The sequence below is a fragment of the Mycobacterium kansasii ATCC 12478 genome, assembly GCF_000157895.3.
In the GTDB taxonomy this organism is placed as follows: domain Bacteria; phylum Actinomycetota; class Actinomycetes; order Mycobacteriales; family Mycobacteriaceae; genus Mycobacterium; species Mycobacterium kansasii.
Map to the genome: position 1 here is coordinate 2,358,271 of NC_022663.1, position 14,120 is coordinate 2,372,390.

The window sequence follows — 14,120 nt, forward strand, 5'->3', positions numbered from 1 at the left end:
GCGCAGACGTCGATGACCGTGCATGCAACGTTGCCCGGGGTCTACCAGGTGGTCACCAACCTGCGAGGGGTCACCGACGGCGTTCCGCACGGCGATCGGGTCATGTCGCGGTGCCCTGCCTCGATGTCTGTCCGCCTACTCGCGCGGCCGCCTCGGACATGACGGCGACGGTTTGTTCGTCGACGTGCCCGAGATATGCGGCCGGCGTTACGGCGTCGGCCAGCTTCGGGTCGCGGCGCGCAACAAGGGTGGCGAACGACTCGCCACTCTCGAGGGAGGCGGTGACCAGCGTTTCCAACTGGTCGTGGGCGGCCTGGCGGCCGAGGACCGGCGCCAACCGCATCATCACCGATTCGGCCATGATCATCCCGTGGGTCCGGTCGAGATTGGCCGCCATTGCCGCGGAGTCCACGTGCAGCCCGGCGAGCACGTCGGCCGCGGTGCGAACGGCGCCGCCGCAGACGGCCAGCGCTGGGGCCACCGTGTGCCACTCGAGCGACCACACGGCCGTGGCCCGTTCACAGTCGGCCACGGCGCCGTCGAGTGCAAGGTCCAGGTAGGAGCGGGTCAGCCGCGCGGCTCGGATGAGCTGTTGTGAGCCGATGGGATTGCGTTTCTGTGGCATGGTGCTGCTGACGCCGCGGCCGGGTGCGCTGGGCTCGCTCAGCTCGGCGAGCTCGGTCTGGGAACCCACGACGATGTCGAGCCCGATCTTGCCCAGCGAGGCCGCCACCTGTGCGGCCCAGGCGACGACCTCGACGAAGCGATCACGGGTGGCGTGCCAGCTGATTGACGGTGCTGCCAAGCCGAGACGACGGGCTAGCTCGCGACGAATATCCAGACCGTGCGGCGCCATGGAGGCGAGACTGCCGACGGCACCGCCGAGTTGAACCACCGCGACCCGGGGCCGCAGCTCGGCGAGCCGGTCCAGATGGCGCAGCAGCGGCGCGGTCCAGCACGCCACGCGGTATCCGAAGGTGATCGGCAGGGCGTGCTGCAGTTGGCTGCGACCGACCATCAGCTCGCTGCCATGCTGGGTTTCCAGAGTCGTCAGCGCGGCCAACGTGTGCAGGAGATCCCGCTCGATGACGTCAAGTGCCGCGACGATCTGCAGGACCGCAGCCGTGTCCATGATGTCTTGGGTGGTGGCCCCCCAGTGGGCGTACTGGCCGAGACCGTCGGGCACTATCGCGGCAAGTTGTTCGACGAGGCCGACGATCGGATACCCGGCCGCCTGCGTGCGGGCGGCGAGGCGCGCGATGTCGAGGTGGTCGGGCGTAACGGCGCGCAACGCCGGTGCGACCTCGGCCGGGATCATGTCCAGGTCGGCTTGTGCCGCCGCGAGCTCCGCCTCGACCTGCAGGAAGCGGGCCAGCAACCCTCGCTCGCCGAGGATCGCTCGCAGCTCGTCGGTGGTATGCAAGCCGCCGAGCACTGCGCTGTCCAGCGCACACAGCGCCGCTGATGGAACCATGGTCACTCCTGAGCGCCGAAGTATGGGGCGTCGCGGGCGGCCTCACAGTACACCGGGAACAGAAATGCGCGCCGCGCAAATGAAAAGACGGTGACGTTGTGGGCTCCGATGAGGTCGCGAACGGAATGGCGGCGTCGACGTCGGCCGTGCGATGTGCGGTGCGCGCCAGGCCATCTCGCGTACCTGACGATGAACCCGGTTCGGGCCTCATGCACTGACAGGGTTGTGCGTGCCCGGTCCCAGGTCGCGATGATCGGCGGCGGACGCACAGGTGGCCGCACAGCGTGACAACCCCGCAAAACGCAACAGCGAGACCCGGTTCACAGCGGCGGCAGCCAGTTGGGCGGTACGCCGGTGCAGCCCGATACCGTTGGTGGTCAACGAGATCCGCGGTCTGGGGCGCAATCGTGCGACCTGAGCAACGGTGGACTCCAAGCCGCGGCGCAGCAGGGGCTCACCGCCGGTGAATCGGACTTCGCGGATCCCAAGCCGAGCTACCACGATGCCAACCAGGCGCACGACTTCGCCATCGGTGAGCCGGTCGGAATCGGCCATCCGGTCAAGGCCGTCGGCGGGCATGCAATACGAGCAGCGAAGGTTGCACCGGTGGGTCAGCGACATTGACGATTGTGGGCGAATTACGCGACGGATTGAGTCGATATGGTCCACCATGTGACGGTGGCCGCGATGAGGGACCTTCAGGGCAAGGTGGCGGTCGTCACCGGCGGAGCGGGAGGCATCGGCCGGGCCATGGGCAGGCGTTTCGGCCAGGAGGGCATGAAGGTGGTGCTGGCCGACGTCCTCGCCGAGCCGCTCGGTGCGGCGACCCGCGAACTCGCGGACGCGGGCATAGAGGTGGCCGGGGTCGTCACCGACGTTACCGACTATTCCTCGGTCGAGTCACTGGCCAGGCAGACGCTCCGCCAATTCGGCGCGGTGCACGTGGTGTGCAACAACGCCGGCACCGGCGGGGTCTCCGAGGGCTACATGTGGGAACACGACCTAGCCGACTGGCGCTGGGGGATCGACGTCAATGTGCTGGGCGTCATCCACGGCATCAAGGCCTTCGTACCGATCCTGCTCGAGCAGGGCGAGGGACACGTGGTCAACACCTGTTCGGGCAACGGCGGGTTCGCGCCGATCGCCCGGGGCGCCCTGGGCGGCCCGGCCAATGCCGTCTACCCGATGACCAAAGCCGCGGTGCTCTGCCTGACCGAGAGCCTCTACACACACCTGGAGATGACCGGCACGCGGGTGCGGGCGCATGTCCTCTTTCCCAGCGGTTTCTTGAATACCGGGATCTGGGAGTCCTGGCGGCACCGGCCGGAGCGCTACGCCGCGACCCAGCAGCGCCGGACACCCGAGCCGACGCTGGCGGCGGTGGTGGGTCGCTTCGAAGCTGGCGGCCGCCGCGTCGAGTTCACTCCGCTCGAGACAGTCGCGGACCAACTGGTTGAGGGGATCAGGGCGGACCGCTTCTGGGTGATGGGTCCGCCCACATCCGCCGACGAGGTCGTGAGCCGCAAAGCGGCGTCGATCGTCGCCCGCAGCAACCCCGACTACCTGGTCGACGTCCTCAGCCGGCACGCCGGGCAGGAACAAGAAACCGAAGGAGCGCAGCGTTGAGCACCGCAGTCCGATATGGTCCCCGCCCACCACAGGCGCAAGTCGACCACGAGATCGACGTCACCAAGGCGCCCATCGCCACCGAGGCGGTGACCGTCACCTATCTGACCGATCCGGAGATTGTCGCGGCCGTGCTGCCCAAGCCGCTGGAGCCGGCGGATGAACCGTTGGTGCGGGTCCAGCTTCAGCGGGTCCGGATAGAGGGCAGGCCGCCGTTCGGGTCGGCGGTGTTTTCGGTGACCGCCCGCCATGGCGAGCGCCGCGGCGACTACCCCCTGTTGATGCCCCAGTCGACCGAGCAATCGGTCACGGGCGGGCGCGAAACATTCGGCGAGCCCAAGAAACTGGGCCGCATCGAGGTGCAGCGCGACGGGGACCGCATCACCGCAACCGTGGAGCGGATGGGGTATCGGCTCATCACGCTCAAAGGCCGGGTCACCGGCCCGGCGGAATTGCCCGACGACCGGGTCGACACCGAGTTCTACTTCAAATTCCTGCGTTCCCCGGACGGCAACGGCATCACCGACCCGCACCTGGTCTACGGCGAATACCACCGCCACTACGAGCTGCTGGACAACATCGAGGGCACCCTCGAGTTGGGTGAGTCGCCGCTGGACCCGGTGGCCGACATCGTGATCCGCGAGATCAGGTCGATCACCTGGTGCCGCCGGCGCACCATCCAGGTGGCCAGGATCGCCGAGCGGGTGCCACAGGAATGGCTGCTGCCCTACGTACACCAGCGCTACGACGATCCGGTCCTGTCGGCGTCCCCGACCCCCGAGCGGGCACGGGTGTAAGCCATGGACCGATACACCGTCATTTCGGCCGACTGCCACGCCGGCGCCGACCTACTCGACTACCGCGAGTACCTCGATCCGCAATACCGGGAGGAATTTGACGGCTGGGCGCCGACGTTCGTGAACCCGTTCGGCGACCTCACCGAGCCCGACGCCGAGCGCAACTGGAACAGCGATCGGCGCAACAGCGAACTGGATGAGGACGGCATCGCGGGGGAAGTCCTTTTTCCCAATACGGTGCCGCCGTTCTTTCCCCAGGGCAGTCTGGCCGCCCCGCCACCGCAGACCGCCCGGGAACTCGAACTGCGCTGGGCCGGCCTGCGCGCGCACAATCGCTGGCTGGCCGACTTCTGCTCCCTGTCGCCCGAGCGGCGCGCCGGAGTGGGCCAGATCCTGCTCGGGGACCTCTACGAGGCCGTCACCGAGGTGGCCCAGATCGCCAAGCTCGGGCTGCGCGGCGGCGTGCTGCTGCCCGGGGTTGTCCCGGGTACCGGCATTCCCGCGCTTTATGCCGAACACTGGGAGCCGCTCTGGGCGGCGTGCGAGGACACGGGCGTGGTGGTCAACCACCACGGCGGCAACGCCGGACCGACCCCGACCGACGGGTGGGGTAGCTCGTTCGCGGTGTGGGTGTACGAGACACATTGGTGGTCGCACCGGGCGCTGTGGCACCTGATCTTCAGCGGTGCACTCGATCGCCATCCGGACCTCACCGTGGTCTTCACCGAGCAGAGCACCGGATGGATATCGGCGACCCTCGATTCGCTCGACGTGGCAGCGGTCCGCTTCGGGCGAGCCAACTCGGCGATCGCCCGCTTCGCCGGCCCCACCGCGGGCTCGCTGCCCTTGAAACCGAGCCAGTACTGGGCCCGCCAGTGTTACGCCGGTGCCAGCTTCCTGCGCCCGGTCGAGTGTGCCCAGCGCCACCGAATCGGAGTCGACCGGATCATGTGGGCAAGCGACTACCCGCACTTGGAGGGGACCGCTCCCTACAGCCGCGAGGCGCTGCGCCACACCTTCAGCGACGTCCCGGCCGACGAGGTGGCGGCCATGGTGGGGGGGAACGCGGCCGCCGTCTACCGCTTCGACCTCGAGGCCCTCGCACCGCTGGCCGACCGAATCGGACCGACCGTGGCCGAAGTCGCCGAGCCGCTGGCGGCCGTGCCCGCCGACGCGACCAGCACCGCCTTCGAGCCTGAGCCCATCCGTGCCTGGTAGTGAAAGGACCCCACCCATGGACAGCCGGGACCCCTACATCATCATCTCCGCAGACTGCCACGCCGAGTTGCCGACCGAGCGGTACCGCGAGTACATCGACCCGGAATACCGCGAGGACTTCGAGGCCTTCCTGGTCGAGAAGGCAGCTGCGGCGCAGGTCGGCGGATTGATCGACGAGCAGTTCGCGCAAGCATGGTTCTCCGAGCATGGCGACGGCATCGCCGGCGGGTGGGATGTGGGTTTGCGGGACAAAGAGCTCGACGGCGACGGGGTGGTCGGCGAGGTCATCTTCCCCGACGCCGACGCCGTCAGCGGGGTCGCCGGGGCCCCGTTCGGCGCCGGCCTGGCCCAGTCGGGCGACCTCGACCCGGGCCGGGCGATGGCCGGGGCACGGGCCCACAACCGCTGGTTGGCCGAGCTGTGCAGCCACAGCCCCGAGCGGCGGGCCGGGGTGGCGGTCGTACCGATACTGGCGGACATCAATGCGGCGGTGGCCGAGATCACCCGCGCCGCTGAGTCCGGGTTGCGGGGCGGGATCATGATCCCGGCGCGCTGGGCCGGCTACCCGCCCTACCACGACCGTCGCTACGACAAGGTCTGGGCCGCCTGCCAGGACCTGCAGATGCCGGTACACACCCACGTCGGCGCCGCCCCGCAGGAGGACTACGGCGAGCACCTGGGCATCTATGTCACCGAGGTGCGCTGGTGGGGGGTCCGGCCGCTGTGGTTCGCGTTGTGGTCCGGGGTTTTCGAACGCTTCCCCCGGCTGCGCTGGGGAGCCACCGAGTGCGGCGCGTTTTGGGCCAGCGACCTGCTCTGGCTGATGGACACGCGGTACCTGCGTGAGCACTCGGCCAAGAAGATGAGCCGGCGGATGGAGGGCGATCTGACGATGCCGCCCTCGGCGTACTTCGACCGCAACTGCTTTATCGGCGCAACCACCACCGAGCGCCGGGAATTGGCGCGCCGCCACGAGATCGGTGTCTCAAACATGCTGTGGGGCAACGATTTTCCCCATCCTGAAGGGACCTGGCCGCACACCCGCGATTGGCTGAAACGCTCGTTCTGGGACATTCCCGTAGCGGAGACCCGGCAGATCCTGGGCCTGGCGGCAGCGGAGGTGTACAACTTCGACCTGGGCGCGCTGGCCGCCCTGGCCGAGCGCATCGGCCCGACGCCCGAAGACCTGGGACAGGACGACGCGGTGAGCGTGCCCAAGTGGGAGGCGGCCCGGCAGACCGGACGCCACTGGCTGACGGGTGCCGAGCCGTTGCCGGACCTGGTGGAGAGCTAGCGCGGCAAGCCGCGCACCGGGGTTCGTTGCCGGTGACGGTGGACCCAAAGCGCAAGTTATGGCGTGCCCAGTGCAGCGCGTCCCTCGCCGAGAAGGTCTGATAGGGCAACACCCTTCGGTGTCAGCTCGACGTCGGTGTGCGCGATTCGCCAGCCCGTCGTTGCGCAGGGCCACGATGGTCACCCTGCTGGACCAGCGCGACTAATCTGCCGCGTCGGTCCGATATTTGGCCCCGTCAACGCTGCGCGGGTTCTGCCATCTGAACGCGAGCCAGCCGCAGAATTCCGGTGCATGCAGACCCGACTGCAAGACAGCGCTTTCAGGTGTTGTCGGTACGGAGGAGGTACGAGTGCGGTACGCCTACAAATCGCCCTGGGTCGCCGGGGTGGCGCCGGGGTGAGCCTTAGCCGCAACCGCTTTGGCGACGTGCCCGTGCCCAGCCGAGTGTTCCCGAGCTAACGTCGATCCTCCAAGTGCTGTCGAAGGACCCCCACAACGGGGGCAAGCTCGTCTTCCCCGCGCGCCGTCGCTGCTCTGGTCGCCGTAGTCCCGTCGGCTAGCGGCCAGCGGATAGCCGTCGATGTCATCGATCGGCGGCGTGTTGTCGTCGCAGGGTGGGCGGCGACGGCGCGGGCAGCCGAGATCACCGCTATGCCAAACGCGTGACCAATATGAACGCCGTGCTGACCCATCGTCGTAGCGCTCGCGGTGTCGAAAACGGGTGGACGCAGGCCTCCGAGATGGGGTCTTAAGTCTCTACCGTTGTCTGACCAATGGTCGGATACCATACCCGCACTCCTTGGAGCAGGACGGACATGGCCCGCCTCCTCCAGCGGGAGGAGGGAAGTGATCGACCATGCCGAAAGTGGTGTCGACGCTGGCACTCGCCACGGTGGCTGCGGTCGGACCCTACGTCACGGCGTTCGCCATGTTCGGACCGTTCGGGGCGTGTCTGCGCACGGCGTCGGCCACACCGTCGCCGACGTGCAGCAGCGATTTGCGGGAGTGCCTGCGCCTGAGCGCGAAGACCGGCATTTACGGGGCCAGGTACGTCACCGCCGAGGACGTCGCCAAATGCGTGGAAGCATTCAATGCCTGCATCCACGGCGGCGCCAGCGGTGGCGGTGACGCTCCACCCCCGCCGCCCACCACCGGTGGCGGCAAGAGCAGTCTGCCGCCACGCTTCGGCATCGACAGCGAACACTTCGCCTACGACTGCTCACGCAACGGAGATGCCGTCTCCTGTAAGACCACGTGGAAAACCGCTCCCGCCGAGGTGGATTCGTTCGGTCAGTCCATCACGGGGACGCTGTCGGGGCTCACTATGTCGGGCACGGCGACAAGCACCACCAGGTACCACAACTCAGCGGGGTGCAGCCTCGAGTCGACTGAATCCCACTCCCTCAATTTCGTCTTCAACCTGGGCGGCACTGTCGCTGTGCATTCAGAGCCCTTCGACGAGACGGTGCACTACACCTGCCCCACCGGGGCGGGTTCCAACAACATCCATTCCCCCGCTTTGGACTTCGCCGCGACGTGGTCGCGGACATAGCTGACTGCACGACGGAAGCGAGAGATCATGCGCACCAGATTGTTTCAGCTTCTGATCGGATCGATGGTGATTGTCGCCGCGCTGGGCGTCCCCGGCTGCCACAAGAAGCAGCAGGCCGTCGACAAGCCGCCGGTGGCCGAGATGAACAACACCATCAATGACGGCACCTTCGGCAAGACCGAAACCCTCGACTGCGCCGGCGGCAAGTCGCTCAACATCGGCGGGTCCAAGAACACCCTCACCGTCAAGGGCCGGTGCGCGAAGGTGATCATCGGCGGTGACGACAACAAGATCAGCTTCGAAAACATCGAGACCGAACTCACCGTCGCCGGACTGAACAATACCGTCACCTATCGCGACGGTGATCCGAGCGTCGCGGACCTCGGCACCGGTAACAGCATCACCAAGGGGTGAGGCCGGCCCATGGTGACACGACTGGCGCTGGCCACAGTGGCGGCGATGGGGCTGTATGTCGCCACCCTGGGGATCCCGATGGCAAGCCGGTGTGACGGCGTAGCCGGCGCGGCACCCTCGCGATCCTGCAGCAGTGACTTACGGGAATGCCTGCGGCTCAGCGCGAAGACCGGCATCTACGGAGCGCGATACGTCACCGCCGACGACGTCGCGAAGTGCGTCGACGCCTTCAACGAATGCATCCACGGGGGTGCCGGTGCAGGCGGGGCCACTCCCCCGCCGACGACGTCCACCGGGGGCGGTGGCCGCAAGGGTCTGCCGCCGCATCTGGGCATCACCTACGAGGGCACGCTCGTCAACGACTGCAAGGTCAGCGGAGACAAGGTGTCCTGCAAGATCATCAACCCGAATGCACCTGTCGGGAACCAGGATTCGTGGATCGGTGAGATCAACGGAACGCTCTCGGGCATGACGATGACGGGCACCCAGACGATACGTGTAGAAGGGCACTACGACGGCTCGCCCGGTTGCTTCTACACCGAGGAGGCCAGCGGTCCCGCCACGTATGTGTTCAACTCCGACGGAACCGTCGCGATGCGCAACGGCCCGCTCCAGTGGCAACATACCGACTACGGCAGCTGCTCGAACAGTTCCTCGCAGACCAGTGCGCAGACTGAGGGAACGGCGCAGTGGTCGCCCCTCGGATAGCGCTCGCAACGGCAGGGGCGGTGAGACTGTATGTCTGCCCGCTCGGATCACCCATGGCGACCGGGTGTGTCGCCGGTGCCGCGCCCTCGCCGACGTGCGGCGAAGACCTGCCACAGTGCCTGCGGCTGAGCGCCAAGACCGGAATCCACGGGGCGCCCTACGTCACCGCCGAGAACGTGCGCACATGCATGGAGGCCTTCAACTCCTGCATCCACAGAGGTGCCAGCGGCGGTGGCAGCTCTTCTCCGCCCGCAACGTCGACCCCGACCCGAGGCGGGAACGGAGCAGTAGTGCCAAAGCGTTCCACGATCCGGGGAGAGGACTTCGACTCCATAGTCAGCGGAAGTACCGTTGACTGCACCGCAAGACCGGACAGCAGCGATCCGAGTACGACGAAATGGATTTCGGCCACGTTGTCCGGGTCGACCATGACGGGAAAGAGAACAGATTACTTCGTGGGCCCTTCCCTACAGGGTTGCGTCTTCACGGTCGACTATTTCTGGCCTGTTACCTACCAATTCAAATCTGACGGCATTGGCCACCTGAAGATGGGGCAGGGGCACAACGAGCAGACTCTCAGCGGCACGTGCTCAGGGACGTTCACCGAAACGGTGGAAGGCTTCGAAGGACCGGTCGAATGGTCAGCCAACGAGTAGGTGCACCACCGTCGAACGTCCAGCCACTCCGAACAGGGAGGCGAGAACCAATGCAGACAACACCCATTCGCGTGGCCACCGACCCATTGCCTGAAGTCACCGCACTGCGTCTTGTCAGCGGCTGCAGTCCGGACAAACAGCCCCTTGGCAAGCCGCCGGTCGTCGAGGCCGGCCACACCATCAAAGACGGCAAGGCGCAGAAGGTGACGCGACTGAGGCCCAAACTTCTCTTGGCCGCGGCGGCGGGGGTGACCGCATGGCAAATTGCGGGCTGCACGGCTGGCAGCCACCAATCCGTACAACCGACGCCGGCCGAGCCAGGCCCCACTGCTCCGATGTCGACCTCAACCTCCTCTGCGGGTGGCGGTGAGGCGACCTTGCCTGAGCATTTCGAGATTCAGTACGGCGACCTGGTTTCCGACTGCCATGTCCGCGCGAGTTCGGTAACTTGCAACGAAACTTTGAAGAACCTTAAGCCGACAGAGACGTACACAGGCACGATGACGGGGAAGCTGTCCGGGATGACGGTGACCGGATACGCCAGGTCGTACGCGACGAATCCAGATCCACAAAGTCCCGAATGCACCGGCACCGCCGAGATGTCCGGGCCGATCTCCTACATCTTCCGCCCGGACGGAACCCTTTCGGCGCGTTGGGGTCCCTATCAACGGGTCTTCACCAACAGTTGTCTAACCTCCCAGCCACCGCCCAATTCGGGGGAGGACCCGAACCGCGAACCGGTATCTGAGTGGACCGCCACATGGTCGCCAATCAAGTAGGTATGCGTGAAGCGCTCCGACCGGACGGGAATCTGCGCGCAGGAGGAGCGATTTGATGCCCTGAGCTGGGCTGATACACAGTGGCCAGGGGCGGGATCGAACCGCCGACCTTCCGCTTTTCAGGCGGACGCTCATACCGACTGAGCTACCTGGCCGGAAGGCAGCATGTGCCTGGCCGTATCGGCGACCCTGACGGGACTCGAACCCGCGACCTCCGCCGTGACAGGGCGGCGCGCTAACCAACTGCGCCACAGGGCCATGCTGTGCTACTGCTCCGCGATACCCGCATCGCAGGGTACCCCCTACGGGATTCGAACCCGCGTTACCGCCTTGAAAGGGCGGCGTCCTAGGCCGTCTAGACGAAGGGGGCAGAACCGAATCTCTCCGGGGCACTCGCAATGTGGTCATCATTGGGAGCCACGTCAGCTTAGGTCACCCCGGGCCTAATCCTCAAACGAGCTTCGCCCGGGCACGCAGTATCCTGGGACTCCGCGCCCCTATAGCTCAGTTGGTAGAGCTACGGACTTTTAATCCGCAGGTCCCAGGTTCGAGTCCTGGTGGGGGCACCGAGAACGCACCGAGAACCACGAATTCGCCCCCCGCCGACGCCGGGCGGCGCACCGGCCGATCGCCCCTCATCACCGTTCAGACTGCCCGCACAGCCGCCCCAACCGCGGCCGCCGATCCCGCCGATCGCCGGGTTCCTGGCAACGAGCGGCTCCAACCGAGGCGCGCATGGTCAGCCCGCGTTCAGAGCCGCACATCGCTTGGCTATGCTGCGGTTATGCTTCCCGAAATGAGTCAGGATGGAATCCAACCCAACGCGCCCGTCGCCCTGGTGACGATGGAAATCCGGCACCCGGCAACAGATTCCCTCACCGAATCAACCAGCCGGGAACTCAAACACCTTCTCATCAATGACTTGCCGATCGAGCGCCAGGCGCAGGACGTGAGTTGGGGAGTGACGGCACCCGGCGCCGCCCCGACCCCCGTTGCGGACCGCTTCGTCCGCTACGGCAACCGGGACAATACCGTTTCGGCCTCACTGAAGAACCAGGCCATCGTCGTCGAAACCAGCGCTTACCGCGACTTCGAGACCTTTTGCGACCTCGTGTTACGGGTCGCCGACGCCCGCGCGCAGGTTTCGTCGATCGTCGGAGTAGAGCGCATCGGTCTGCGATATGTCCTCGAGATCCGGGTCCCGGTTGGAGTCGACGGCCGGGTCAACTGGGGCAACTGGATCGACGAGCAGCTGCTCGGGCCCTACCGCATCGCACCGGGCGGCCTGTCGCTGACCGAGTGGCAGGGTGCCGCGGTTTACCGGGAACCCCAACCGGGCAAGTCGTTGATCTTGCGGTACGGGCCCGGTGTGGGCCAGGCGCTGGATCAGAGCTACCATCTGCGCCGCATCACGCCGCCGCAGACCGGTCCGTTCTTCCTCATGGATATCGACAGCTTCTGGACTCCGGTGGGGGGCTCCATTCCGGAATACAACCGGGACGCGCTCGTGTCCACCTTGACCGACCTGTACGGTCCCGCCCGCGAAGTGTTCCAGGACCTGATCACCGCCCGCCTCAAAGACGAGCTGCTTCGCCAATAAACCAGTCAGGCGAGGGCCGATTACCTCAGCACCCGAGCACCGCACTGGTGTAGGTCACGTCGGCGAACGCGGTCGCGAGTTCGTCGTCGGGATATTCGAAGCCATTGGCTTGGTGGAGTTCCTTGACGGTGTGCGACGACGTCTGCCAGCCCTGGCGAGATAGATGCTCGATGATATGGCTGCGTTGGCCGTGATACACCAGGTCGTTGAAGTCGATGTCGAACCCGAGTTCGCTCATCCGGTCGTGATGGGAGCGCCACCGCTCGTCGGCGAAAATCTTGGTGTCGGGCACAAATTCGAACGCCAGCCGGCTGCCGGGGGCGCTCAACCCGGTGATGTTGTCGAACAGGGCGTCCTGCGCGTCCTCAGGCAGGTAGACCAGCAACCCTTCGGCGCTCCAGGCCGAGGGGACCTGCTCGTCGAATCCCGCGGCCTGCAGCGCGGCGGCCCAGTCGTCGCGCAAATCGATCGCGACGGTGCGACGCTGGGCGGTGGGCTCGGCGCCGAGACCGCTCAGCGTTGACGTCTTGAACGCGATCACCTCTGGCATGTCGACTTCGTAGACGACGGTGCCCTTCGGCCACGGCAGCCGATAGGCGCGGGCATCCAGGCCGGACGCCAGGATGACCACCTGGCCGATGCCGCTCCCCGCGGCCTCGAGGAAGAACCGGTCGTAGAACCTGGTCCGGCAGGCCATCCCGCGGGCCACGCGCTCCGGGTTGAACTCGGAATCCTCCTCGACCGGGATCTGCCCGTCCACCATCCGGGTATAGACGTCCATACCGACCGCTCGCACCAATGGCGCGGCGAACGGGTCGTCAATCAAGGCGAATTCGCGGCTAGCGGCCAGCGCGCGCTGCGCGGCCACCATGGTTGCCGTCGCGCCGACGCTCGTCGCAAGATCCCAGCGATCACGTTCGGTACGCGCCATGGAAGTTCCTTCGCCGAACCAGAAGAAAGATAGATAACCTAGTTACTATCACAGGCTCGATCGCGCCTGCCGGACTACTCTGACCAACCATGATCGACTTCGCCCAGCGCACCATCGATCTCGCCCGCCAGAACGTGGCCGAGGGCGGCCGCCCCTTTGCGACGGTCATCGTCAAAGACGGCGAGATCCTTGCCGAAAGCGCCAACAAGGTCGCGCAGACCAACGATCCCACCGCCCACGCCGAGATCCTTGCCATCCGCGAGGCCTGCACCAAGCTGGGCACCGAGCACCTGGTGGGTACCACTATCTACGTGTTGGCGCACCCGTGCCCCATGTGCCTCGGATCGCTGTACTACTGCTCGCCCGACGAAGTGGTATTTCTGACGACGCGCGACTCCTACGAACCGCATTATGTCGACGACCGCAAATACTTCGAACTTGCCACCTTCTATGACGAATTCGCCAAAGGCTGGCGGGATCGGCGCCTGCCAATGCGGTACGAGCCGCGCCCCGCCGCCGTCGACGTCTACCGGTTCTGGCAGGAGCGCAACGGCGGACGGCGCACGGCCACCGCCGTACCGGCCGGTTAGACGGGCGCCGACCTGGACGCCGGTTGACAGCACGTCAAACTGCACTATTATCTGCGTATGCACGCAAATAACAGACCGACCAGGTTGCCCGACGACCAGGCCGGTCTCGTGGTCGAGGTGTTCCGGATGCTCGCCGACGCCACCCGCGTGCAGATTCTGTGGTCCCTGGCAACTACGGAGATGTCGGTCAACGAGCTGGCTGAACACGTACGCAAGCCGGCGCCGTCGGTGTCCCAGCATCTGGCCAAGCTGCGGATGGCGCGCTTGGTTCGCACCCGCCGCGACGGTACGACGATCTTCTACAGCCTGGAAAACGACCACGTGCGCCAACTCGTCATCGACGCCGTCTTCAACGCCGAGCACGCCGGTCCCGGCGTGCCCCGCCACCACCGCGGCGACGGACTGCAGGCAGTCTCCGCAACACCAGATGCTGGATAACCGAATCCACCAGCGCCACAACATATTTCACATTGAGGAGGTA

General features: G+C 66.3%; 15 protein-coding genes and 4 tRNA genes. 12 read left to right on the top strand and 7 right to left on the bottom strand.

The genetic code is table 11. The annotated features are described in order from the left end of the window. Positions 1 to 100 precede the first annotated feature (100 nt). Together MKAN_RS10075 and MKAN_RS10080 are read right to left on the bottom strand one after the other, a co-directional pair. Positions 101 to 1,474 carry a class-II fumarase/aspartase family protein gene (locus MKAN_RS10075; protein ID WP_023367911.1) on the bottom strand — a complete coding sequence of 458 codons (1,374 nt, stop codon included), beginning with the start codon at positions 1,472 to 1,474 and terminating at the stop codon, positions 101 to 103. A gap of 207 nt (positions 1,475 to 1,681) precedes the next feature. Beyond that, positions 1,682 to 2,095, bottom strand: coding sequence for a radical SAM protein (locus MKAN_RS10080; protein ID WP_023367913.1), 414 nt, complete (start codon positions 2,093 to 2,095; stop codon positions 1,682 to 1,684). Positions 2,096 to 2,161: 66 nt separating this feature from the next. On the opposite strand from MKAN_RS10080, the gene MKAN_RS10085 reads away from it, so the two are divergent. From MKAN_RS10085 to MKAN_RS10115, 7 genes are all read left to right on the top strand, one after another. Next, entirely contained in the window at positions 2,162 to 3,100 is a 939-nt protein-coding gene (locus MKAN_RS10085; RefSeq protein ID WP_036394028.1) for an SDR family NAD(P)-dependent oxidoreductase, read from the top strand. Further along, complete coding sequence (locus MKAN_RS10090; protein WP_023367917.1) at positions 3,097 to 3,897, top strand: acetoacetate decarboxylase family protein; 801 nt, start codon at positions 3,097 to 3,099, stop codon at positions 3,895 to 3,897. Before MKAN_RS10085 ends, MKAN_RS10090 begins: the two co-directional genes overlap by 4 nt. Positions 3,898 to 3,900: 3 nt before the next feature. Beyond that, complete coding sequence (locus tag MKAN_RS10095; protein ID WP_023367919.1) at positions 3,901 to 5,115, top strand: amidohydrolase family protein; 1,215 nt, start codon at positions 3,901 to 3,903, stop codon at positions 5,113 to 5,115. A 16-nt stretch (positions 5,116 to 5,131) separates the two neighbouring features. Further along, positions 5,132 to 6,409 carry an amidohydrolase family protein gene (locus MKAN_RS10100; protein ID WP_023367921.1) on the top strand — a complete coding sequence of 426 codons (1,278 nt, stop codon included), beginning with the start codon at positions 5,132 to 5,134 and terminating at the stop codon, positions 6,407 to 6,409. 856 nt (positions 6,410 to 7,265) lie between these two features. Beyond that, positions 7,266 to 7,961, top strand: coding sequence for a hypothetical protein (locus tag MKAN_RS10105; protein ID WP_023367925.1), 696 nt, complete (start codon positions 7,266 to 7,268; stop codon positions 7,959 to 7,961). A 27-nt stretch (positions 7,962 to 7,988) separates the two neighbouring features. Beyond that, positions 7,989 to 8,375, top strand: coding sequence for a DUF3060 domain-containing protein (locus MKAN_RS10110; RefSeq protein ID WP_023367927.1), 387 nt, complete (start codon positions 7,989 to 7,991; stop codon positions 8,373 to 8,375). Positions 8,376 to 8,384: 9 nt separating this feature from the next. Then, a complete protein-coding gene (locus tag MKAN_RS10115; RefSeq protein WP_023367929.1) occupies positions 8,385 to 9,083 on the top strand; it encodes a hypothetical protein in 699 nt (232 codons plus the stop codon). A 157-nt stretch (positions 9,084 to 9,240) separates the two neighbouring features. Here the strand turns inward: MKAN_RS10115 and MKAN_RS10120 are convergent, their stop codons facing one another. Beyond that, entirely contained in the window at positions 9,241 to 9,513 is a 273-nt protein-coding gene (locus MKAN_RS10120; RefSeq protein WP_023367931.1) for a hypothetical protein, read from the bottom strand. A 276-nt stretch (positions 9,514 to 9,789) separates the two neighbouring features. Between MKAN_RS10120 and MKAN_RS10130 the strand changes: the two genes are divergently transcribed. Next, a complete protein-coding gene (locus tag MKAN_RS10130; RefSeq protein WP_023367935.1) occupies positions 9,790 to 10,518 on the top strand; it encodes a hypothetical protein in 729 nt (242 codons plus the stop codon). Positions 10,519 to 10,599: 81 nt separating this feature from the next. On the opposite strand, the gene MKAN_RS10135 is transcribed toward MKAN_RS10130, so the two are convergent. The 3 genes from MKAN_RS10135 to MKAN_RS10145 all read right to left on the bottom strand — a co-directional run bounded on the left by MKAN_RS10135 (position 10,600) and on the right by MKAN_RS10145 (position 10,888). After that, positions 10,600 to 10,673: transfer RNA gene (locus tag MKAN_RS10135), tRNA-Phe, on the bottom strand. Positions 10,674 to 10,702: 29 nt separating this feature from the next. After that, positions 10,703 to 10,776, bottom strand: a tRNA-Asp gene (locus MKAN_RS10140). Between the two features lie 38 nt (positions 10,777 to 10,814). Continuing rightward, a tRNA-Glu gene (locus MKAN_RS10145) sits at positions 10,815 to 10,888 on the bottom strand. Positions 10,889 to 11,011: 123 nt separating this feature from the next. On the opposite strand from MKAN_RS10145, the gene MKAN_RS10150 reads away from it, so the two are divergent. Next, positions 11,012 to 11,084: transfer RNA gene (locus tag MKAN_RS10150), tRNA-Lys, on the top strand. A gap of 218 nt (positions 11,085 to 11,302) precedes the next feature. After that, the gene (locus MKAN_RS10155) at positions 11,303 to 12,118 is read left to right on the top strand and encodes a TIGR04255 family protein (RefSeq protein ID WP_023367937.1); all 816 of its coding nucleotides are present in this window, start codon (positions 11,303 to 11,305) and stop codon (positions 12,116 to 12,118) included. Positions 12,119 to 12,143: 25 nt separating this feature from the next. Here MKAN_RS10155 and MKAN_RS10160 read toward each other — a convergent pair whose 3' ends face one another. Continuing rightward, positions 12,144 to 13,049: a class I SAM-dependent methyltransferase gene (locus tag MKAN_RS10160; RefSeq protein ID WP_023367939.1), complete on the bottom strand. Its 906-nt coding sequence runs from the start codon at positions 13,047 to 13,049 to the stop codon at positions 12,144 to 12,146. Between the two features lie 89 nt (positions 13,050 to 13,138). On the opposite strand from MKAN_RS10160, the gene MKAN_RS10165 reads away from it, so the two are divergent. Together MKAN_RS10165 and MKAN_RS10170 are read left to right on the top strand one after the other, a co-directional pair. Further along, a complete protein-coding gene (locus tag MKAN_RS10165) occupies positions 13,139 to 13,639 on the top strand; it encodes a nucleoside deaminase (RefSeq protein ID WP_023367941.1) in 501 nt (166 codons plus the stop codon). Positions 13,640 to 13,696: 57 nt separating this feature from the next. Continuing rightward, on the top strand, positions 13,697 to 14,077 hold the full coding sequence (locus MKAN_RS10170) for an ArsR/SmtB family transcription factor (protein WP_023367943.1): 381 nt from the start codon (positions 13,697 to 13,699) through the stop codon (positions 14,075 to 14,077). The last annotated feature ends 43 nt before the right edge of the window (positions 14,078 to 14,120 follow it).